This is a genomic window from Pseudomonas sp. GW456-12-1-14-TSB6 (assembly GCF_059424205.1).
In genome coordinates, this window is sequence record NZ_JBWKZE010000003.1 from 203,943 (window position 1) to 219,275 (window position 15,333).

General features: G+C 60.6%; 13 protein-coding genes. 7 read left to right on the top strand and 6 right to left on the bottom strand.

Features of this window, described 5'->3' with window-relative positions:
- The first annotated feature begins 135 nt into the window (after positions 1-135).
- The 4 genes from AC07Y2_RS04080 (at position 136) to AC07Y2_RS04095 (ending at position 7,979) form a co-directional block, all read left to right on the top strand.
- On the top strand, positions 136-831 hold the full coding sequence (locus AC07Y2_RS04080; RefSeq protein WP_074691587.1) for a DNA-3-methyladenine glycosylase: 696 nt from the start codon (positions 136-138) through the stop codon (positions 829-831).
- Positions 832-885: 54 nt separating this feature from the next.
- Positions 886-2,202: a bifunctional DedA family/phosphatase PAP2 family protein gene (locus AC07Y2_RS04085; RefSeq protein WP_103385491.1), complete on the top strand. Its 1,317-nt coding sequence runs from the start codon at positions 886-888 to the stop codon at positions 2,200-2,202.
- A 248-nt stretch (positions 2,203-2,450) separates the two neighbouring features.
- On the top strand, positions 2,451-5,924 hold the full coding sequence (locus tag AC07Y2_RS04090) for a calcium-binding protein (RefSeq protein WP_178082841.1): 3,474 nt from the start codon (positions 2,451-2,453) through the stop codon (positions 5,922-5,924).
- 42 nt (positions 5,925-5,966) lie between these two features.
- The gene (locus AC07Y2_RS04095; protein ID WP_178082842.1) at positions 5,967-7,979 is read left to right on the top strand and encodes a hypothetical protein; all 2,013 of its coding nucleotides are present in this window, start codon (positions 5,967-5,969) and stop codon (positions 7,977-7,979) included.
- Positions 7,980-7,998: 19 nt separating this feature from the next.
- Here the strand turns inward: AC07Y2_RS04095 and AC07Y2_RS04100 are convergent, their stop codons facing one another.
- The 3 genes from AC07Y2_RS04100 to AC07Y2_RS04110 are packed head-to-tail and all read right to left on the bottom strand — an operon-like array spanning position 7,999 to position 9,678.
- Positions 7,999-8,589, bottom strand: coding sequence for an LON peptidase substrate-binding domain-containing protein (locus AC07Y2_RS04100; RefSeq protein WP_039771871.1), 591 nt, complete (start codon positions 8,587-8,589; stop codon positions 7,999-8,001).
- Positions 8,590-8,599: 10 nt separating this feature from the next.
- Positions 8,600-9,316 carry an LrgB family protein gene (locus tag AC07Y2_RS04105; protein WP_007958637.1) on the bottom strand — a complete coding sequence of 239 codons (717 nt, stop codon included), beginning with the start codon at positions 9,314-9,316 and terminating at the stop codon, positions 8,600-8,602.
- Complete coding sequence (locus AC07Y2_RS04110; protein WP_039771873.1) at positions 9,316-9,678, bottom strand: CidA/LrgA family protein; 363 nt, start codon at positions 9,676-9,678, stop codon at positions 9,316-9,318. Before AC07Y2_RS04110 ends, AC07Y2_RS04105 begins: the two co-directional genes overlap by 1 nt.
- Positions 9,679-9,871: 193 nt before the next feature.
- On the opposite strand from AC07Y2_RS04110, the gene AC07Y2_RS04115 reads away from it, so the two are divergent.
- The 3 genes from AC07Y2_RS04115 to AC07Y2_RS04125 all read left to right on the top strand — a co-directional run bounded on the left by AC07Y2_RS04115 (position 9,872) and on the right by AC07Y2_RS04125 (position 12,834).
- Positions 9,872-10,327 carry a MaoC family dehydratase gene (locus AC07Y2_RS04115; RefSeq protein WP_085668083.1) on the top strand — a complete coding sequence of 152 codons (456 nt, stop codon included), beginning with the start codon at positions 9,872-9,874 and terminating at the stop codon, positions 10,325-10,327.
- A 110-nt stretch (positions 10,328-10,437) separates the two neighbouring features.
- Positions 10,438-12,165, top strand: a complete 1,728-nt coding sequence (locus AC07Y2_RS04120; RefSeq protein ID WP_103385492.1) for a C13 family peptidase — start codon at positions 10,438-10,440, stop codon at positions 12,163-12,165.
- A 27-nt stretch (positions 12,166-12,192) separates the two neighbouring features.
- Positions 12,193-12,834: an oxidoreductase gene (locus AC07Y2_RS04125; protein ID WP_007958634.1), complete on the top strand. Its 642-nt coding sequence runs from the start codon at positions 12,193-12,195 to the stop codon at positions 12,832-12,834.
- A 34-nt stretch (positions 12,835-12,868) separates the two neighbouring features.
- Here AC07Y2_RS04125 and AC07Y2_RS04130 read toward each other — a convergent pair whose 3' ends face one another.
- From AC07Y2_RS04130 to mpl, 3 genes are read right to left on the bottom strand one after another with little or no spacing between them, the layout of a single operon-like run.
- Entirely contained in the window at positions 12,869-13,153 is a 285-nt protein-coding gene (locus AC07Y2_RS04130; RefSeq protein WP_074691595.1) for a YceK/YidQ family lipoprotein, read from the bottom strand.
- Positions 13,146-13,793: a flavin prenyltransferase UbiX gene (ubiX, locus tag AC07Y2_RS04135; RefSeq protein ID WP_039771880.1), complete on the bottom strand. Its 648-nt coding sequence runs from the start codon at positions 13,791-13,793 to the stop codon at positions 13,146-13,148. Before ubiX ends, AC07Y2_RS04130 begins: the two co-directional genes overlap by 8 nt.
- Positions 13,790-15,139: a UDP-N-acetylmuramate:L-alanyl-gamma-D-glutamyl-meso-diaminopimelate ligase gene (gene mpl / locus AC07Y2_RS04140; RefSeq protein ID WP_103385493.1), complete on the bottom strand. Its 1,350-nt coding sequence runs from the start codon at positions 15,137-15,139 to the stop codon at positions 13,790-13,792. The genes ubiX and mpl overlap by 4 nt, the downstream gene beginning before the upstream one ends.
- Positions 15,140-15,333: the final 194 nt, after the last annotated feature.

Below are 15,333 nucleotides of genomic sequence, written 5' to 3' on the forward strand. Positions count from 1 at the left end.
GCTGTCGCGTCCCGGGACTAACAGCGGTGACGGGCGGATGGTCGAAATGGACGGCGATTTGCCGACGTTCAGCCGGGATTAAGCCTTGAATTGTTATCATCACGACCTCCTCCGCCTGGATAAACACTGTTTGCCATGTCCAACCTGACCGTTCGCGCCACCTCCGCGCGCCAGCCTGTCGGCCTTGCGGACGCCTTTTTCGACCGTGACGCCCAGACGCTGGCCAAGGATCTGCTCGGCAAAGTCATTCGCCATCGGGTCGGTGACTTGTGGCTCAGTGCCCGAATCATCGAAACCGAGGCCTATTACCGCGAGGAAAAAGGCAGCCACGCGTCCCTCGGCTACACAGAAAAGCGTAAGGCTTTGTTTCTGGACGGCGGCCACATCTATATGTACTACGCCCGTGGCGGCGATTCGCTGAACTTCAGCGCGCAGGGTCCGGGCAATGCAGTGCTGATCAAATCGGCCTATCCGTGGGTCGACGAGATCAGCGGCCCGGCCAGCCTGGCGCAGATGCTGCTGAACAACCCCGATGCTCAGGGCCGCCCGCGCCCGTCACAGAAACTCTGTGCCGGGCAGACGCTGCTGTGCAAGGCGCTGGGACTGAAAGTGCCGGTGTGGGATGCCAAGCGCTTCGACCACGAAATTCTGCTGGTGGAAGACACCGGCCCTGCGCCGACCCACATAATTCAGACCACCCGCCTGGGCATTCCCCATGGCCGCGACGAACACCTGATGTATCGCTTCGTCGATGCCGCCTATGCCCAGTGGTGCACGCGGAACCCGCTGCGCCGGGGCCAGGTCGAAGGTCGCGATTATTTTCTGCTGTGAATGCACACCCTTCGGCTCGCCGATCAGGGACATCAATGAAATGGAGTGGTTTGTATGGGCCCATGGCTCGATAGCGTGACCGGGTGGCTGGCCGCCAATCCGCAGTGGCTGGCCGCCGCTGTGTTTGTCGTGGCCTGCGTGGAATGCCTGGCGATAGCCGGCTTGATTGTGCCCGGCACGGTGCTGCTGTTTGCCGTGGCGGTGCTGGCCGGCAGCGGAGCGCTGTCGTTGAGTGAAACCCTGTTGCTGGGTTTCCTTGGCGGGATTCTCGGTGATGTGATTTCGTATTTCCTCGGCCGCCACTTCCACCAGAACATCCGGCGCTTGCCGGGATTGCGCCATCACCCGGAGTGGATGGCCGGCGCGGAAACCTACTTCCAACGCTACGGCATCGCCAGCCTGCTGGTCGGCCGCTTCATCGGCCCGTTGCGACCGATGCTGCCGATGGTCGCGGGTATGTGCGACATGCCCTTCCCGCGCTTCGCCGCCGTGAGTCTGCTGGCGGCGGCCGGCTGGAGCCTCGCCTATCTGCTGCCGGGCTGGGCCACCGGGGCGGCGATTCGCCTGCCCTTGCCGGAAGGCTTCTGGCTGCAGGCCGGGATTGTCGCCGGCAGCATCGCGGTGATGGTCGGCCTGAGCGCCAACAGCAGCCTGCGCCGTCATCGGCGGGCGACGGTCTGGATCAGCAGCATGAGCCTGTTGATCCTGATCGGCCTGTTCATCGGTTTTCCATACCTGACCGCCCTCGATCAGGGCGTCATGACCCTGGTACAGGAGCACCGCAGGCCGGCGCTGGATGAAGTGGCAGTGGTTTTCACCCTGATCGGTGAGTTCCGCAACATGCTGTTGTTCAGTGCCCTGCTGACAGCGCTGCTGTTGCTGTGTCGTCAGTGGCGACACGCGATCTTCGTCGGCGGCACCCTGCTCGTCACGGCATTGGCCAACACCGGGACCAAACTGTTTTTCGCCCGGGTACGCCCGGAAGTGCTGACTGACCCACTCACCAGTTACAGCATGCCCAGCGGCCACGCCTCGGGCTCGTTTGCGCTGTTCCTGGCGCTCGCCGTGCTGGCCGGACGCGGACAACCGCCACGGCTACGCCTCACCTGGCTGTTGCTCGGCTGCATACCGGCGCTGGCAATTGCCCTGTCACGGGTATATCTGGGCGCGCACTGGCCAACGGATGTCCTGGCCGGCGCCATGCTCGCCGCCTGTGTCTGCGCAGCGGGCCTGTGGCTCAGTCAACGTCATGCACCTCTTGGTGCAATGCCGCAGAAAGTCTGGTGGCTGGTATTGCCAGCTCTGGTCGCTCTATTTGGCTTCTTCGTATTGCGACACCTGCCACACACCCTGCTTCGATACGCCTATTGAGCCGCATCCGCCGCTTGCGGATTCCCCTTCGGGGCGAATCCGCAAGCGGCGATCAGTCCTGTTTCTGAACTGAAACGCTGCTGTTTCGACAAATACGTCACCGCCAAGCTTGCTCCAAGTAAAAAAGACAACATTCGTCATCGCGATAAACCGACAACCATAAATATAATTGGCAAAACATTAAGCCTGGCCAAAAATTCATTGCATGACAGATTGAATACTCATTACCTCATGGAAGAGTATTGATCTTGTCTATCCCGTTCGAAAAAACTTCGGAAACTTATCCTACAGCCGCAATTGTTATTTCCGACCTAAGTAATTCATCAACTAACAATGAGACCGACACTCCCTCTCCGATCGATCGCACACCCAGCCTGCATGAAACAGACAGCCTGTTCGGCCCCCTGCGTATCGGTGAGATGACCGTTACCCGCGAGGAACTGAGAGCCTTGGGCGGACGGCTTAACGGGCAGGTCATCACAGCCGCCAACTCCTATTTCCCCGAGCCCGATCAAACATTCATCGACGCACTGGAGTTCGATCCGGCCGAAGTTGAGCAGCGCATCAAATCAGTCAATACGCAAGAAGGCCAGAAAGTTGCGCCACTGCTGTATGAGATTGTCACGCAACGTTCACCCGATGCCCCAGCGCTGATGCGCGAGATGGCCGCCGGCGATTCCGCGCCAGCGATGAACAAGATCAACAGTCTGCTGAAAGCTACACAACGTCTGGACATTCGCAGAGACCCGCTGCCGGATCATTTGCCCAGCTGGGTAGACAAGGCCAAGAGTCGCAGCATGACCAGCATGGGGGTGGGGTTGCAGGCCTACGGACTGTACAGCGCGTATACCGGCGCCATCGACGCTCTCAAGAAAGGCCAAATGGGGGAAGTGCTGATCAATGTCGGCGGCGGCATTGCGGAGATAACCTCGCTGGGATTCGAGTACGCCTTGAGCAGGACAGGCGAGCACATGATCCGGCAGGGATCGATGGCCATCGAACACTTCGGCAAGACCGGCATGGGCAAATGGCTGTGCCGGGGGGCAGGCCTGATCGCCAGTGCGCTGACACTGCCCTTTGACATCTACACCGCGATCAAATCCTTCAACGATGCCGCCAAGGCCCAGGGAAAAGAGGCGCAGGATCTCTACGTGACCGGGGGATTGAGTGTATTCAGCGCCGCGCTCTCCCTCGCGTTGGGTTGCGCGGCACTGGCAGGTTTCCAGGCAGCCGGCCCGGTGGGTATCGCAGCGGCGGCCATCATGATTGTCGGTGCCAGAATCTACGGCGCCGTCCGGGCTGTCGACGACATCGACGATTACATCGAACTGTCCGTGAACGAACGCTGGCGTGCCGGCTGGTTCGCCTTCACCGGGCAGGACCAGGACAAGGCGCTGATGGAGCGATATCTGATCTCGAAAACCACCAGCGACTATGCCAAGGCCTTGAAAACCCAAAGCCTGCGCTGGCTGGACAATGAACTCAAGGACAGTGTCGACGCGATCGTCAATGGCCGATTCGATGTCAGGCTTCAGCCCACTCGTCTCTCACGGTATCAATGGGATGAGGCCAAGGGCGAATTACCCTATGTCACTGAAAACCTGCCAGTCATCGTCGAAACCGATGACCATTACGATGCACGAGCCGGTCTGCCTGACTCGGATGCCATCGTGACCAGCCTGAAGACTGACACTGCCAAAGGGGTGTTCTGGAATCTGGGTGGAGGCAATGACACGGTACAAGGCGTGCGCGACAAACCGAACTTTTTCAGTTACGGCGCCGGCGACAAATCCCTCACCGGCGGCGACAAGGACGATTCGTTTCTCTTTCAGTCCGCCGGCGATGCACTCTCTCGCGCAGAGGTCCGCGCGAATCATCTGCAAGGGGGAGACGGTACCGACCTGCTTTGGCTTCAAGGCACTCACAGGCATCTGGATCACATCCCGAATCCACCGCTTTACCTCGGTTACGACATCGACATGAAAACCGGAAGGCTCGGGTTGCGTTCAGCAAACCCCGCAATCGAACCGGTATTGCATTCCACGTTCAGTTCCATCGAGAAAGTCGAAACCCTGGCCGGTGCCCGCAACCGGGTCAACGGATCGGATCAGGCCGACGTCATTACCGCCAACGGGCAGGATCAGGTCAATGCCGGTGCAGGGGATGACCACATTTCAGTTCGAGGCCACTTCGTCAGCGTTGACGGCGGTAGCGGTAACGATATCTACCAACTCGACCCTCTGAGTCGCCAGATCCTCGTCACTGAGGATGGTCTGGAGCCGAGCAGGGTCTATCTGGGTGTCACCCTCGAGGCCGTTCAAAGCTGGACCATTCGGACTCATGCCCTGGTCGTCGAATCATTGCGCGACGACCATCCCCGATCTCCGCTGCGCGCCCTCGTGCTCGAAGCGGTTTACCGGACCGTCGATGGCAAGCGCGTATTGAACAACGACAAATGGATATTCATCACGCAGGACGGTTACCACCTGCAACCTCAATGGCCCGCCGAGATTGCGGACCAGAGCGACCGCCCCCTGCGTGTCAACGTCCTCACTGCCGGCCTTGCCAAGCCCTCCCCGGTGCAGCTCAACAGCCCGGTCAACATACCGCCGACCAAAGCGCACTCGTTCTACTTCGTCTCCAGACGCAACTACCACACCGTCCTGAAGGCAGCACCGCAGAGCAATGGCGGGCGCAGTACGCTTTATATCGACTTCGACAGCAAGGACATTGCCGATGTCGAGGCCGTCTATACCGTTACAGTCCGACAGACAAATGCATTTACCGTGCTCGACTACGACGATGTCCACTTCAGGATTGCTTTCGGTGCGGGTGCAGGGCTGCTCTCGGTGCACGGTGCCGTCATCGAAGATACGGGAAAAAAAAGTGACAGCGGCGCGGGGATCCTGACCGCGGGCTGGAAGATGAATCACGCCTTCACCCTGGTCATGCGTGACGGTGTTTCCTATGCCCTCGACTATCCGGCCAATGTCTGCCTGGACGACGCCAGGAACCCGGGCTATCGATCGGTGGCAAGCCGTGCCTCACTGCGAGAGCGTGCCGGTACCTACCTGTTCGTCAAACCCTCTGTCGAAAAGCGAACCCTGAGGAATACCCCGCAACGCATCGATTTCAAAGCCATCGATCACAACACGAGCTACTGGCTGGAAGGACGATCCTCGACCTATGCGCTCTACCCGTCCAGCAACCTGTCCATTCGCCTGTCCACCGCCGAAGCGGACGCGAACCTGCGGGGTTCATCGACCTGGCACATTCATGCGCACCAGATGAAGGAAAAAATCAACGACAGCCATCTTTCCATCAAGGATGACCTGCTGAAGATCGGCAGCCTTTATGTTCATCTGCCCGACAGCAATGACGTTTCGCTGCCCCTGGAAACCATTGACGTGATCGTTACATCGGGAGATCGGTACCGGGTCAATGCACTGTTCGAGGTGATTGGTCTGCATAGCGTCAACGCCTCGTCCTGCGGATCGACCCAGGCAATCGTCGTCCTGGTGAACGACCATAAACGCCGACAGATGCTGGAAAGCGATAACGTTCTCATCGAAAACATTCATCTGTCCGACGCACCTCATGCAGAGATTTTCTACAACGCGGCAACAGGCAAGTGGACAGCCAACGGCGCCCCCACGCGTCTGGTCGATCCCGAACACCTGATCATCGAAAACAGGGTTGCCGCCATAACGGCCGCGAACTGAGTCGCGGCCCGCTAACCACATCAATCGTCAAGGAATGACACGATGCGCCCCAAAACACCCCCGCCATCAAACTCTTCGAGAGTGAGTTCGCAAACGCCAACGGACACGTTCGTCAATCGACCGCGTCCGGAGGTGGAAATACCGGTACGGCATCGACCACACCCGGATATTCCCACCCCACCTGTCGTCACACCCGGGCAGGGTTCCGGCAGTCACTCGGCCGACAGCGGCACCCCGCCCAGGGTCGAGATATCCGACCTGCCGGATGCCCGGCCCGTAACAAGCGGCGGGTTGACCGGTTACCTGTTGAACCAGGCGCTGTTGCGCAACATGCAGCCAGCGGACGCCGATGGTTTTCGCTTTGTCGTCGGACGCCGTTTCGTCGATATACAGGACCTCGGCACCGTGCATGTGGAGTTCGACGCAGTCCACGCCGCCTATCGGGTAACCGATCTGTACAGGAAACTGGCACCCGGCCCGCTGATCCGCAGAGATCCGGGCGAAACAACATGGCACCTTGCCGATCAACCGCCGAAAGCACCATTGGCCAAACGTCCTGCCTCTGATCAGGGCGACACACAAATCAAGCGTACGACCACTTCACAACCGCAACATTTCCGGCCTTTGTCACGTATGCACCTGGCCCCCATGCCTCACTGGGTACAGGTTGATACCCAAGGTTATTACCGACGGCAGGAATTTTTTTCCAGCTTACCGAACGCCGATTATTTTTACGGATTCAAGGGTCCTGACAACTATTGGGTTCAGGTTGACGAACCGCCGGCCGGTTTCAATGGTTCGCCCACCCACCTGACAGCCTGGAAGGACCATCAGATATGGGAGGCATACGGCATTCACGGCCAGGACATCACGCGTTTGCGGGAAGAAGGCCAGACCGGTGGCAGTCGGCCGCACTGGGTCAAACCGATGGTGACCGGCAATGCCAGACAGGATCTGATCATGGATGGTTTGCGCTGGTTGCATCCTCAGAAGACGCTTGATGAAGTGACTGAACATCTGCGCAGCTACAATCTTTCGCCCGTGCAGCATGTGCAGCTGCGCAAGGATCTGCTCGACAACCCGCAGCAAATGCCGCAGTGGGCGGAGCAGCACCGATTGCGCTCGCTCGACGAAAACGACCCGGGGCGCTTCGATCAACTGCGTCGGGAAATCGAGCCGCTGATCATCCCGACAAGAAACGGCAAGCTCTGGCGCGGCGATCTGCTGGACTTCGACCAAAGCCTGAGCCGGCCGTTTCTCGACGGGTTTCTAGCCAGTCTGGGTTACCTGCGCAACAACAGCGGTTGCCTGTATCGCCTTGATATTCCCGGTTTGTTCCGGGCAGATGAGCGAACGCCGTTCGAGTTTTATAACGACGGCAGAATGCTGCCGCGCTGGAAACATCCGCAGGGAGCGACCACCCAAAAGCCGATCAGCGCGACGGTCAGTCTGAAGTTGCTCCACGAGTATGGCGGCAATGGCAGAAATCCGCCGGATCCGGAATACCTGCTCTACAACAACCAGAAGAACAAATACCCCGGCAAAAAAACCGGTAAGCCTGACCCTGATTCCGGCGAATCCGATAACGAGTGGTCTGATGCCTCTGACGTGGAACTCGATTCCGAGCGCAACTACGAAACGACTCGACATAACCAGAGTTTCATCTTCGCCTACATCATCGACACGCGAAAAATGGAAGTCGTGCTCAGGGAAGAAAACCAGCTACTCAATCTATCCGCTGAGAAGAATGGCGCGTGGTTTCCTCAGGATGAGTTTGAAGCGCTTATCTCCGCCTCGAAAAAGGGCATCGAGTCCAGCCGACTCTGGCTGCTCGACTCAACCCATACACGGGCGGCGAAAGTCGACGATGTGGCTGAGGCAGGAATAGACCCCTGGTTCACCTCTTCGAGTATTGAAGAGCGTACCCATCGCGGCGCCTACAACCAGCATGAATATGACGCGCTGATCGACAAGGTCGCCAAGGCCGGCAAGCCGATACTGACACTGGACCCGGGCAAGGAGTGGTTCGCCGGCGACATCGTCTGGCCCGAGTAACGGAACCGCTCAGCCGGCCTTACGCAAACAGTTCCCCCTGCAACTCATCGAGCAACGCCTGGATCGCATCCAGTCGCTGCTGCGGATCGTCGAGTTGCAGCAGGTCGATCTTGTCCTCTTCGGCAAAGGGCAACAGGTAGGCCAACTGGTTGGCCAGCGATTGCTGGCCAACCGCTTCAGTGCCCATGTTCAGCGCTTCGACCATCGGGTGCTCGGCCAGGGCCTTGAGCAGCGCCACCAGATCGGCGTCTTCATCCTGCAACGGTTGTTCGGGTTCTTCGTCCAGCCACTCGACCTCGGCCACGATCAACTGATCGCGTTGCACGTCGGTGCGTTGCACGATGAAGCGCCGCCCGCCCTGCACCCGGATGCCCAGCAGTCCGTTGTCCTGCTGCTGGAAATCGGTGATCCGCGCTTCGCAGCCGACCATGGCGAAACCTTCCGGCGCCACGCCGACCTCAGTGCCTTCAAGGATGCACACCACACCGAATCCGCCGCCCTGTTTCATGCAACGGCCGATCATGTCCAGGTAGCGCGCCTCGAAGATCTGCAAATCCAGATTGCAGCCGGGAAACAGCACCGTGTTCAGCGGAAAAAGCGGCAGACTCATAGACATTTCCTTACACCACCATCGACACCGCCAACGGCAGGAACACCGCCGTGGCCACGCCCATCAGACTCATCGCCAGCGCCGCGAAGGCGCCGCACTCATCGCTCTCCTGCAACGCCACCGAAGTGCCGACCGCATGCGCCGTCATGCCCAGCGCCATGCCGCGCGCCTCGGGGCTGTGCACGCCAAGGCGGGTCAGCAGCGCCGGGCCGAAGATCGCACCGATCACCCCGGTGATCAACACGAACACCGCCGCCAGTGCCGCGACACCGCCGATCTGCTCGGCCACCAGCATGGCAATCGGCGAGGTCACCGACTTGGGCGCCATGGTCATCAGAATCATGTGATCGGCGCCGAACCACCAGCCCAGCGCCACGCCCATGCCCGTGGCGACCACGCCGCCTATCACCAGCGTAGTAAAAATCGGCCAGAACAATTGGCGGATGCGCCGCAGATTCAAATACAGCGGCACGGCCAGCGCCACGGTTGCCGGCCCCAGCAGAATGCTGAGGATTTCCGTACTTTTGCGGTACTCGGCGTAGGTCAGGCCGCAGCCGACCAGCACGCCGATCACCAGCAACATCGAGACGAGTACCGGTTGCAGAAAGATCCAGCGGGTTTTCTCGAACGCCGCCAGCACCAGTTGATAGGCCCCCAAGGTAATGCCGATGCCAAACAGGGGATGGTGAATCACCGAAGCCCAGGCACCTTGCCAGTCGAACAGCATCAGGATTCCTCCGAATGCGGCGCGTGACGCTTGACCAGCCGTTGCATCAGCACGCCGGCGAAGGCCATCGACAGAATCAGCGACACCACCAACGCCCCGACGATGGCCCAGAAATCGGCGGCAATCGCCGTGGCGTAGACCATCACACCCACCGCCGGCGGCACCAGCAACAACGGCAAATAACGCAACAGGCTGCCGGCGGCGAGATTCAGCGGCTCGCCGACTTCACCGCGCACGATCAGGAATGCCAGCAACAGCAAAAGGCCGATGATCGGCCCCGGCAGCACCGGCAACAGCAAATGATTGAGGGCCGTGCCGAGCAATTGAAACAGCACCAGCATGGTCAGGCCACGTAGCAACATCCGACATCTCCGTCTTACTTTTCACCCCGCAGGTCGCCCGCATTATAAGCACGCCTGCGCTATGAACCGGCATTCGCCAAAAGCATGGTCGGTTGACCTGAGCAAATCGCCATGATGATCTACAGTGGTTCGCAGGGCGGTCAAATCCCCCACCTGAAAAACTATAAAACCGATGAACCCAAGGAGAGTCTCAATGCCCTATGTTCCCGTTGCAGAGCTCAAAGATTATGTCGGCAAGGAACTCGGACGTTCCGAATGGCTCACCATCGATCAGGAGCGCATCAACCTGTTCGCCGAAGCCACCGGGGATTATCAGTTCATCCACGTCGATCCGGTCAAAGCCGCGCAAACGCCATTTGGCAGCACCATTGCACACGGTTTCCTGTCGTTGTCGCTGATCCCCAAACTGATGGAAGACATCCTGATCCTGCCGCAAGGCGTGAAGATGGTGGTCAACTACGGCCTGGACAGCGTGCGTTTCATCCAGCCGGTCAAGGTCGACTCCAAAGTCCGGCTCAAGGTCGATCTGGGTGAAGTGACCGAGAAAAAACCTGGCCAGTGGCTGCTCAAGGCCACCGCCACCCTGGAGATCGAAGGCTCGGACAAACCGGCCTACATCGCCGAACCGCTGTCGCTCTGCTTCGTTTAAGCGCCTGGATGCGAAGCGGCTCACGCTGTTTCGCATCCGCTCTTCCCTGCCGGCTGTATAAGGTCACATAGCTGCGGCATACTCGGTCGCCTAATTGCCCGGATCCCGCTATGCGCTCATTCGCCCCTCTTGCTCCCCTTGCCTTGACCCTTTTGCTGGCCGCGTGTGGCGACGGCGAATCGCTGTTGCCGCCGGATGCGCGCCTGCCCGACGGCGGCCGCTATCGTGGTGAACTGGTCGATGGCTTGCTGCAAGGCCAGGGCCGGGTCGACTACCCCAACGGCAGCTGGTACGCCGGGGCGTTCGACAAGGGGCAATGGCATGGCCAGGGCGAATGGCACGGCAGCAATGGCGAGGTCTATCGCGGCAACTTCAAGCAAGGGCTGTTCGACGGCCAGGGCACGCTGACCACCACGGCCGGCAGCTACACCGGCGGCTTCAAGCTGGGCCGACGTGACGGCGAAGGCACCCTTAAAGAAAACGCGATGACCTATCGCGGCGAATTCAAGGCCGACCAGTATTCCGGGCTCGGCCGCCTCGAGCTGGATGACGGGAGTTCCTATCAGGGCCAGTTCGCCCACGGCAAACCCAACGGCGAAGGCCAGCGCGGCGATGCCAGTGGCAATCAGTTCACCGGCCACTTCGTCAATGGTCAGCTCGAAGGCAACGGCACCTTCAACAGCGCCGACGGCGACATCTACGTCGGCGGTTTCAAGAACAATCAACTGCACGGCAAGGGCCGCTATGAAAACGCCGACGGCGATGTCTGGCTCGGGCAGTTCAAGGAAGGCGCGCTGACCGGCAAGGGCGAACTGATTGGCGCCGACGGCAGCCACTACATCGGTTACTTCAATGATTGGCGCTTCAGCGGTCAGGGTCGCCTGAACCTGTCCGATGGCAGTTTCTACGTCGGCGGGTTCGACAGCGACAGCTATTCCGGGCGCGGCACCCTGGTGCTCACCGATGGCAGCGTGCTCAGCGGCACCTGGATCAACGGCCAGCGAGTGCGCGATGCCGACGGCAAATTGCTGCCGGACACCCTCGAACTCGGCCTGCTGGCCCAGGGTCGCCTGCTCGATGAAGCACTGGCCAATGTGCCGGCCTCGACCCCGGCAGTGGAGCTGTACACCCTGACCCTCGGCGGCGATGGCAAGCAGAGCGTGTTCCTGCGCGAATCCGATTACGTGGCCAACATGCTCACCAGCCGTTTCGGCGCGTTTGGCCAGATTCGCCTGGTCAACCACCGCGACCACCTCGGCGACCGACCGATGGCCACCCGCGAAAACCTGCGCCGCGCAGCGCTGACCCTGGCCGAACGCAGCGGTCCGGAAGATCTGGTCTTCATCTACCTGACCAGCCACGGCACCGCCGAGCACGAACTGGTACTCGACCAGCCGCGCATGGAACTGGCCGACCTGCCCGCCGACGAACTCGCCGCCGTGCTGGCGCCGCTGAAGAACCGCGACAAGATCATTGTCATCTCTTCGTGCTATTCCGGCGGCTTCATTCCGGCGCTGAAGGACGAGCGCACGCTGATCATGACCGCCTCGCGCGCCGATCGCGTTTCGTTCGGTTGCTCCGAGGAGGCCAACTTCACCTACTTCGGCGACGCCCTGTTTGCCCAGGCGCTGAACCAGACCGACGACCTGGAACAAGCCTTCAAACTGGCCAAGGCCACCGTCGCCGAACGGGAACTGGCGGACAGCTTCGAAGCCTCTGAACCGCAGATCTGGGCGCCGAAAACCGTACTGGCGCACTGGCAACTGCTGCGTAAACAGCAAGCGAGAAAAGCATTGCAAAGTGCTGCATTGAACGACGGAGCGACAAACAGCAACTAAGCTGAACAGTATCAAGGGAGAGACACTATGTACTTGACGCCTCAGCATGTCTTGCTTGCCGGAGCCACCGGTCTGACCGGTGAACATCTGCTCGACCGCCTGCTCAACGAGCCAACGATCAGCCGTGTCCTTGCCCCCTCACGCCGGCCGCTGGCCGAACATCCGCATCTGGAAAACCCGGTCGGCGACCCACAGACCTTCCTGCCGCAGTTGGCGGGTCGCGTCGACATCGCCTATTGCTGCCTCGGCACCACCATCAAGCAGGCCGGCTCCGAAGAAGCGTTCCGCGCCGTGGATCTGGACATGGTCGTAGCTTTCGCCAAGCGCGCACGGGAAATGGGCGCACGGCACCTGATCGTGATCAGTGCCCTGGGGGCCGACCGCCGGTCCTCGGTGTTCTACAACCGTGTCAAAGGCGAGATGGAGTACGCATTGCGTGCGCAGGACTGGCCGCAGCTGACCATTTGCCGGCCATCGCTGTTGCTCGGCGAACGCAGCGAGCCGCGCCTGGGCGAGCAGCTTGCCGCACCGTTCTCGAAACTGATTCCCGGCAAATACCGCGGCATCGAAGCCTGCCAACTGGCCCGGGCCATGTGGCGGCTGGCGCTGGAGGAGCAGGATGGTGTGCGGATCGTCGAATCGGACGAGTTGAGAAAACTCGGCAAGTAAAAACAAAAGATCACAGCCATTGGCTGCGATCTTTTTAGAGTCCGCCAGTCGCCTGGAACCCCACGCCGATCACCGTCAGCAACGACAACGGCAACAGCAGCGTGTCGAGCAGTGCGCTGGCCGGCAGATCCACACCGGGGTAACTCGGCGCCTCGGCGCCGAATCGATCCATCGCGCAACATCCGCCATTCATCGCATACAGATCCAGCCGGGTGCCGGAATACACCACCGGCGCGCCGGGCTTGGCGGCATCCAGCGTGCGCGCGGTGGCGCAGCCAGTAAGTTGCAACACCAGCAGGATCGCCAGCAGCTTATTCATCGCTGCTCAGATGGTGCTCGCCCCAACGCGGCAGCATGTCCTGGGGGATGCCCAGCAGATTGAGAATTCGCGCCACCACGAAATCGATCAGGTCATCGATGGTCTGCGGCTGGTGATAGAAACCCGGCGAGGCCGGCAGGATGGTCACGCCCATGTTCGACAGCTTGAGCATGTGTTCCAGGTGAATGCTCGAATACGGCGCTTCGCGCGGTACCAGAATCAACTGGCGACGTTCCTTCAACGTCACGTCCGCCGCCCGTTCGATCAGGTTGTTGCAGGCGCCGGTGGCGATGGCCGACAAAGTCCCCGTCGAACACGGCACCACCACCATCGCGGCCGGGGCGCCGGAGCCCGAGGCCACCGGCGACATCCAGTCTTCCTTGCCGTACACACGGATCTGCCCGGCGGCCGCGCCGGTGTATTCGGTGAGGAACGCCTGCATCATTTGCGGCTTGGCCGGCAGCGACACGTCCGTCTCGGTGGCCATTACCAGTTGCGCGGCCTTGGAGATCAGGAAATGCACCTCACGATCCTCGCGCACCAGGCAATCCAGCAGGCGCAAGCCGTACTGGGCGCCGGACGCGCCGGTCATCGCCAGCGTGATGCGTTCCGGGCCATTGCTCTCGAAACGAGTGTTCATTTCAGCGCCTCGGCGAGTTTGCCGTGCAGGCCGCCGAAGCCGCCGTTGCTCATGATCACTACGTGGGTGCCGGGCTGGGCCTGACTCTTCACGCGTTCGATGATGCCTTCCAGCGAATCGCTGACGATCGACGGCACGGTGCACAACGCGGCGGTGCCTGCCAGATCCCAGCCGAGGTTGGCCGGGGCGTACCAGATCACCTGATCGGCATCGACCACGCTGTCCGGCAGACCATCACGGTGCGCGCCAAGCTTCATCGAATTGGAGCGCGGCTCGATGATCGCGATCAACGGCGCATCACCGATGCGTTTGCGCAGGCCATCAAGGGTGGTGGCAATCGCGGTCGGGTGGTGGGCGAAGTCATCGTAGATAGTGATGCCGCGCACTTCCGCGACTTTCTCCATACGGCGCTTGACGCTCTTGAACGCGCTCAACCCGGCAATGCCCATCGACGGAACAACACCGACGTGACGCGCGGCTGCCAACGTCGCCAAGGCGTTGGCAACGTTGTGCTGACCGGTCAATTCCCACTCGACCACGCCTTGGGATACGCCTTCGAACATCACTTCGAACGCCGAGCCGTCGTCTTTCAGCAACTTGACCTGCCATTGACCGCCGGCACCGGTGGTTTGCACCGGTGTCCAGCAGCCCATCTCGATCACACGCTGCAAGGCCGGTTCGGTGATCGGGTGAATCACCAGGCCTTCACTCGGGATGGTCCGCACCAAGTGATGGAATTGACGTTCGATGGCCGGCAGATCAGGGAAGATGTCGGCGTGATCGAACTCAAGGTTGTTGAGGATCGCGGTACGCGGACGGTAGTGGACGAACTTCGAACGCTTGTCGAAGAACGCACTGTCGTATTCGTCGGCCTCAATCACGAAGAACGGCGTGCCGCCCAGACGTGCCGACACCGAGAAATTCTGCGGCACGCCGCCGATCAGGAAACCCGGGCTCATGCCGGCATGTTCCAGCACCCAGGCGAGCATGCTGCTGGTGGTGGTCTTGCCGTGCGTACCGGCAACCGCCAGCACCCAGCGACCTTGCAGCACATGGTCGGCCAGCCACTGCGGGCCGGACACGTAAGGCAAACCTTTGTTCAGCACATATTCCACCGCCGGGTTGCCGCGGGACATGGCGTTGCCGATCACCACCAGATCCGGTGCCGGATCAAGCTGCGCCGGGTCGTAACCCTGGGTCAGCTGAATGCCCTGGGCTTCGAGCTGGGTGCTCATCGGCGGATAGACGTTGGCATCGGAGCCGGTCACATGATGGCCCAGCTCTTTGGCCAGAACCGCCATCGAGCCCATGAAAGTCCCGCAGATACCCAGAATATGAATGTGCATAGTCGACCTCGTAAAACATGGCCGCAGGTTAGCGCAGGGAGGTGAAAACCGCACTCTTTAGCTGATCACCCGACCCTGATCGTTCCCACGCTCCACGTGGGAATGCAGCGCAGGACGCTCTGCGTCCAAAAGCGGACGCGGAGCGTCCGGGGAGGCGTTCCCACGCAGAGCGTGGGAACGATCGGCAGGAGTAT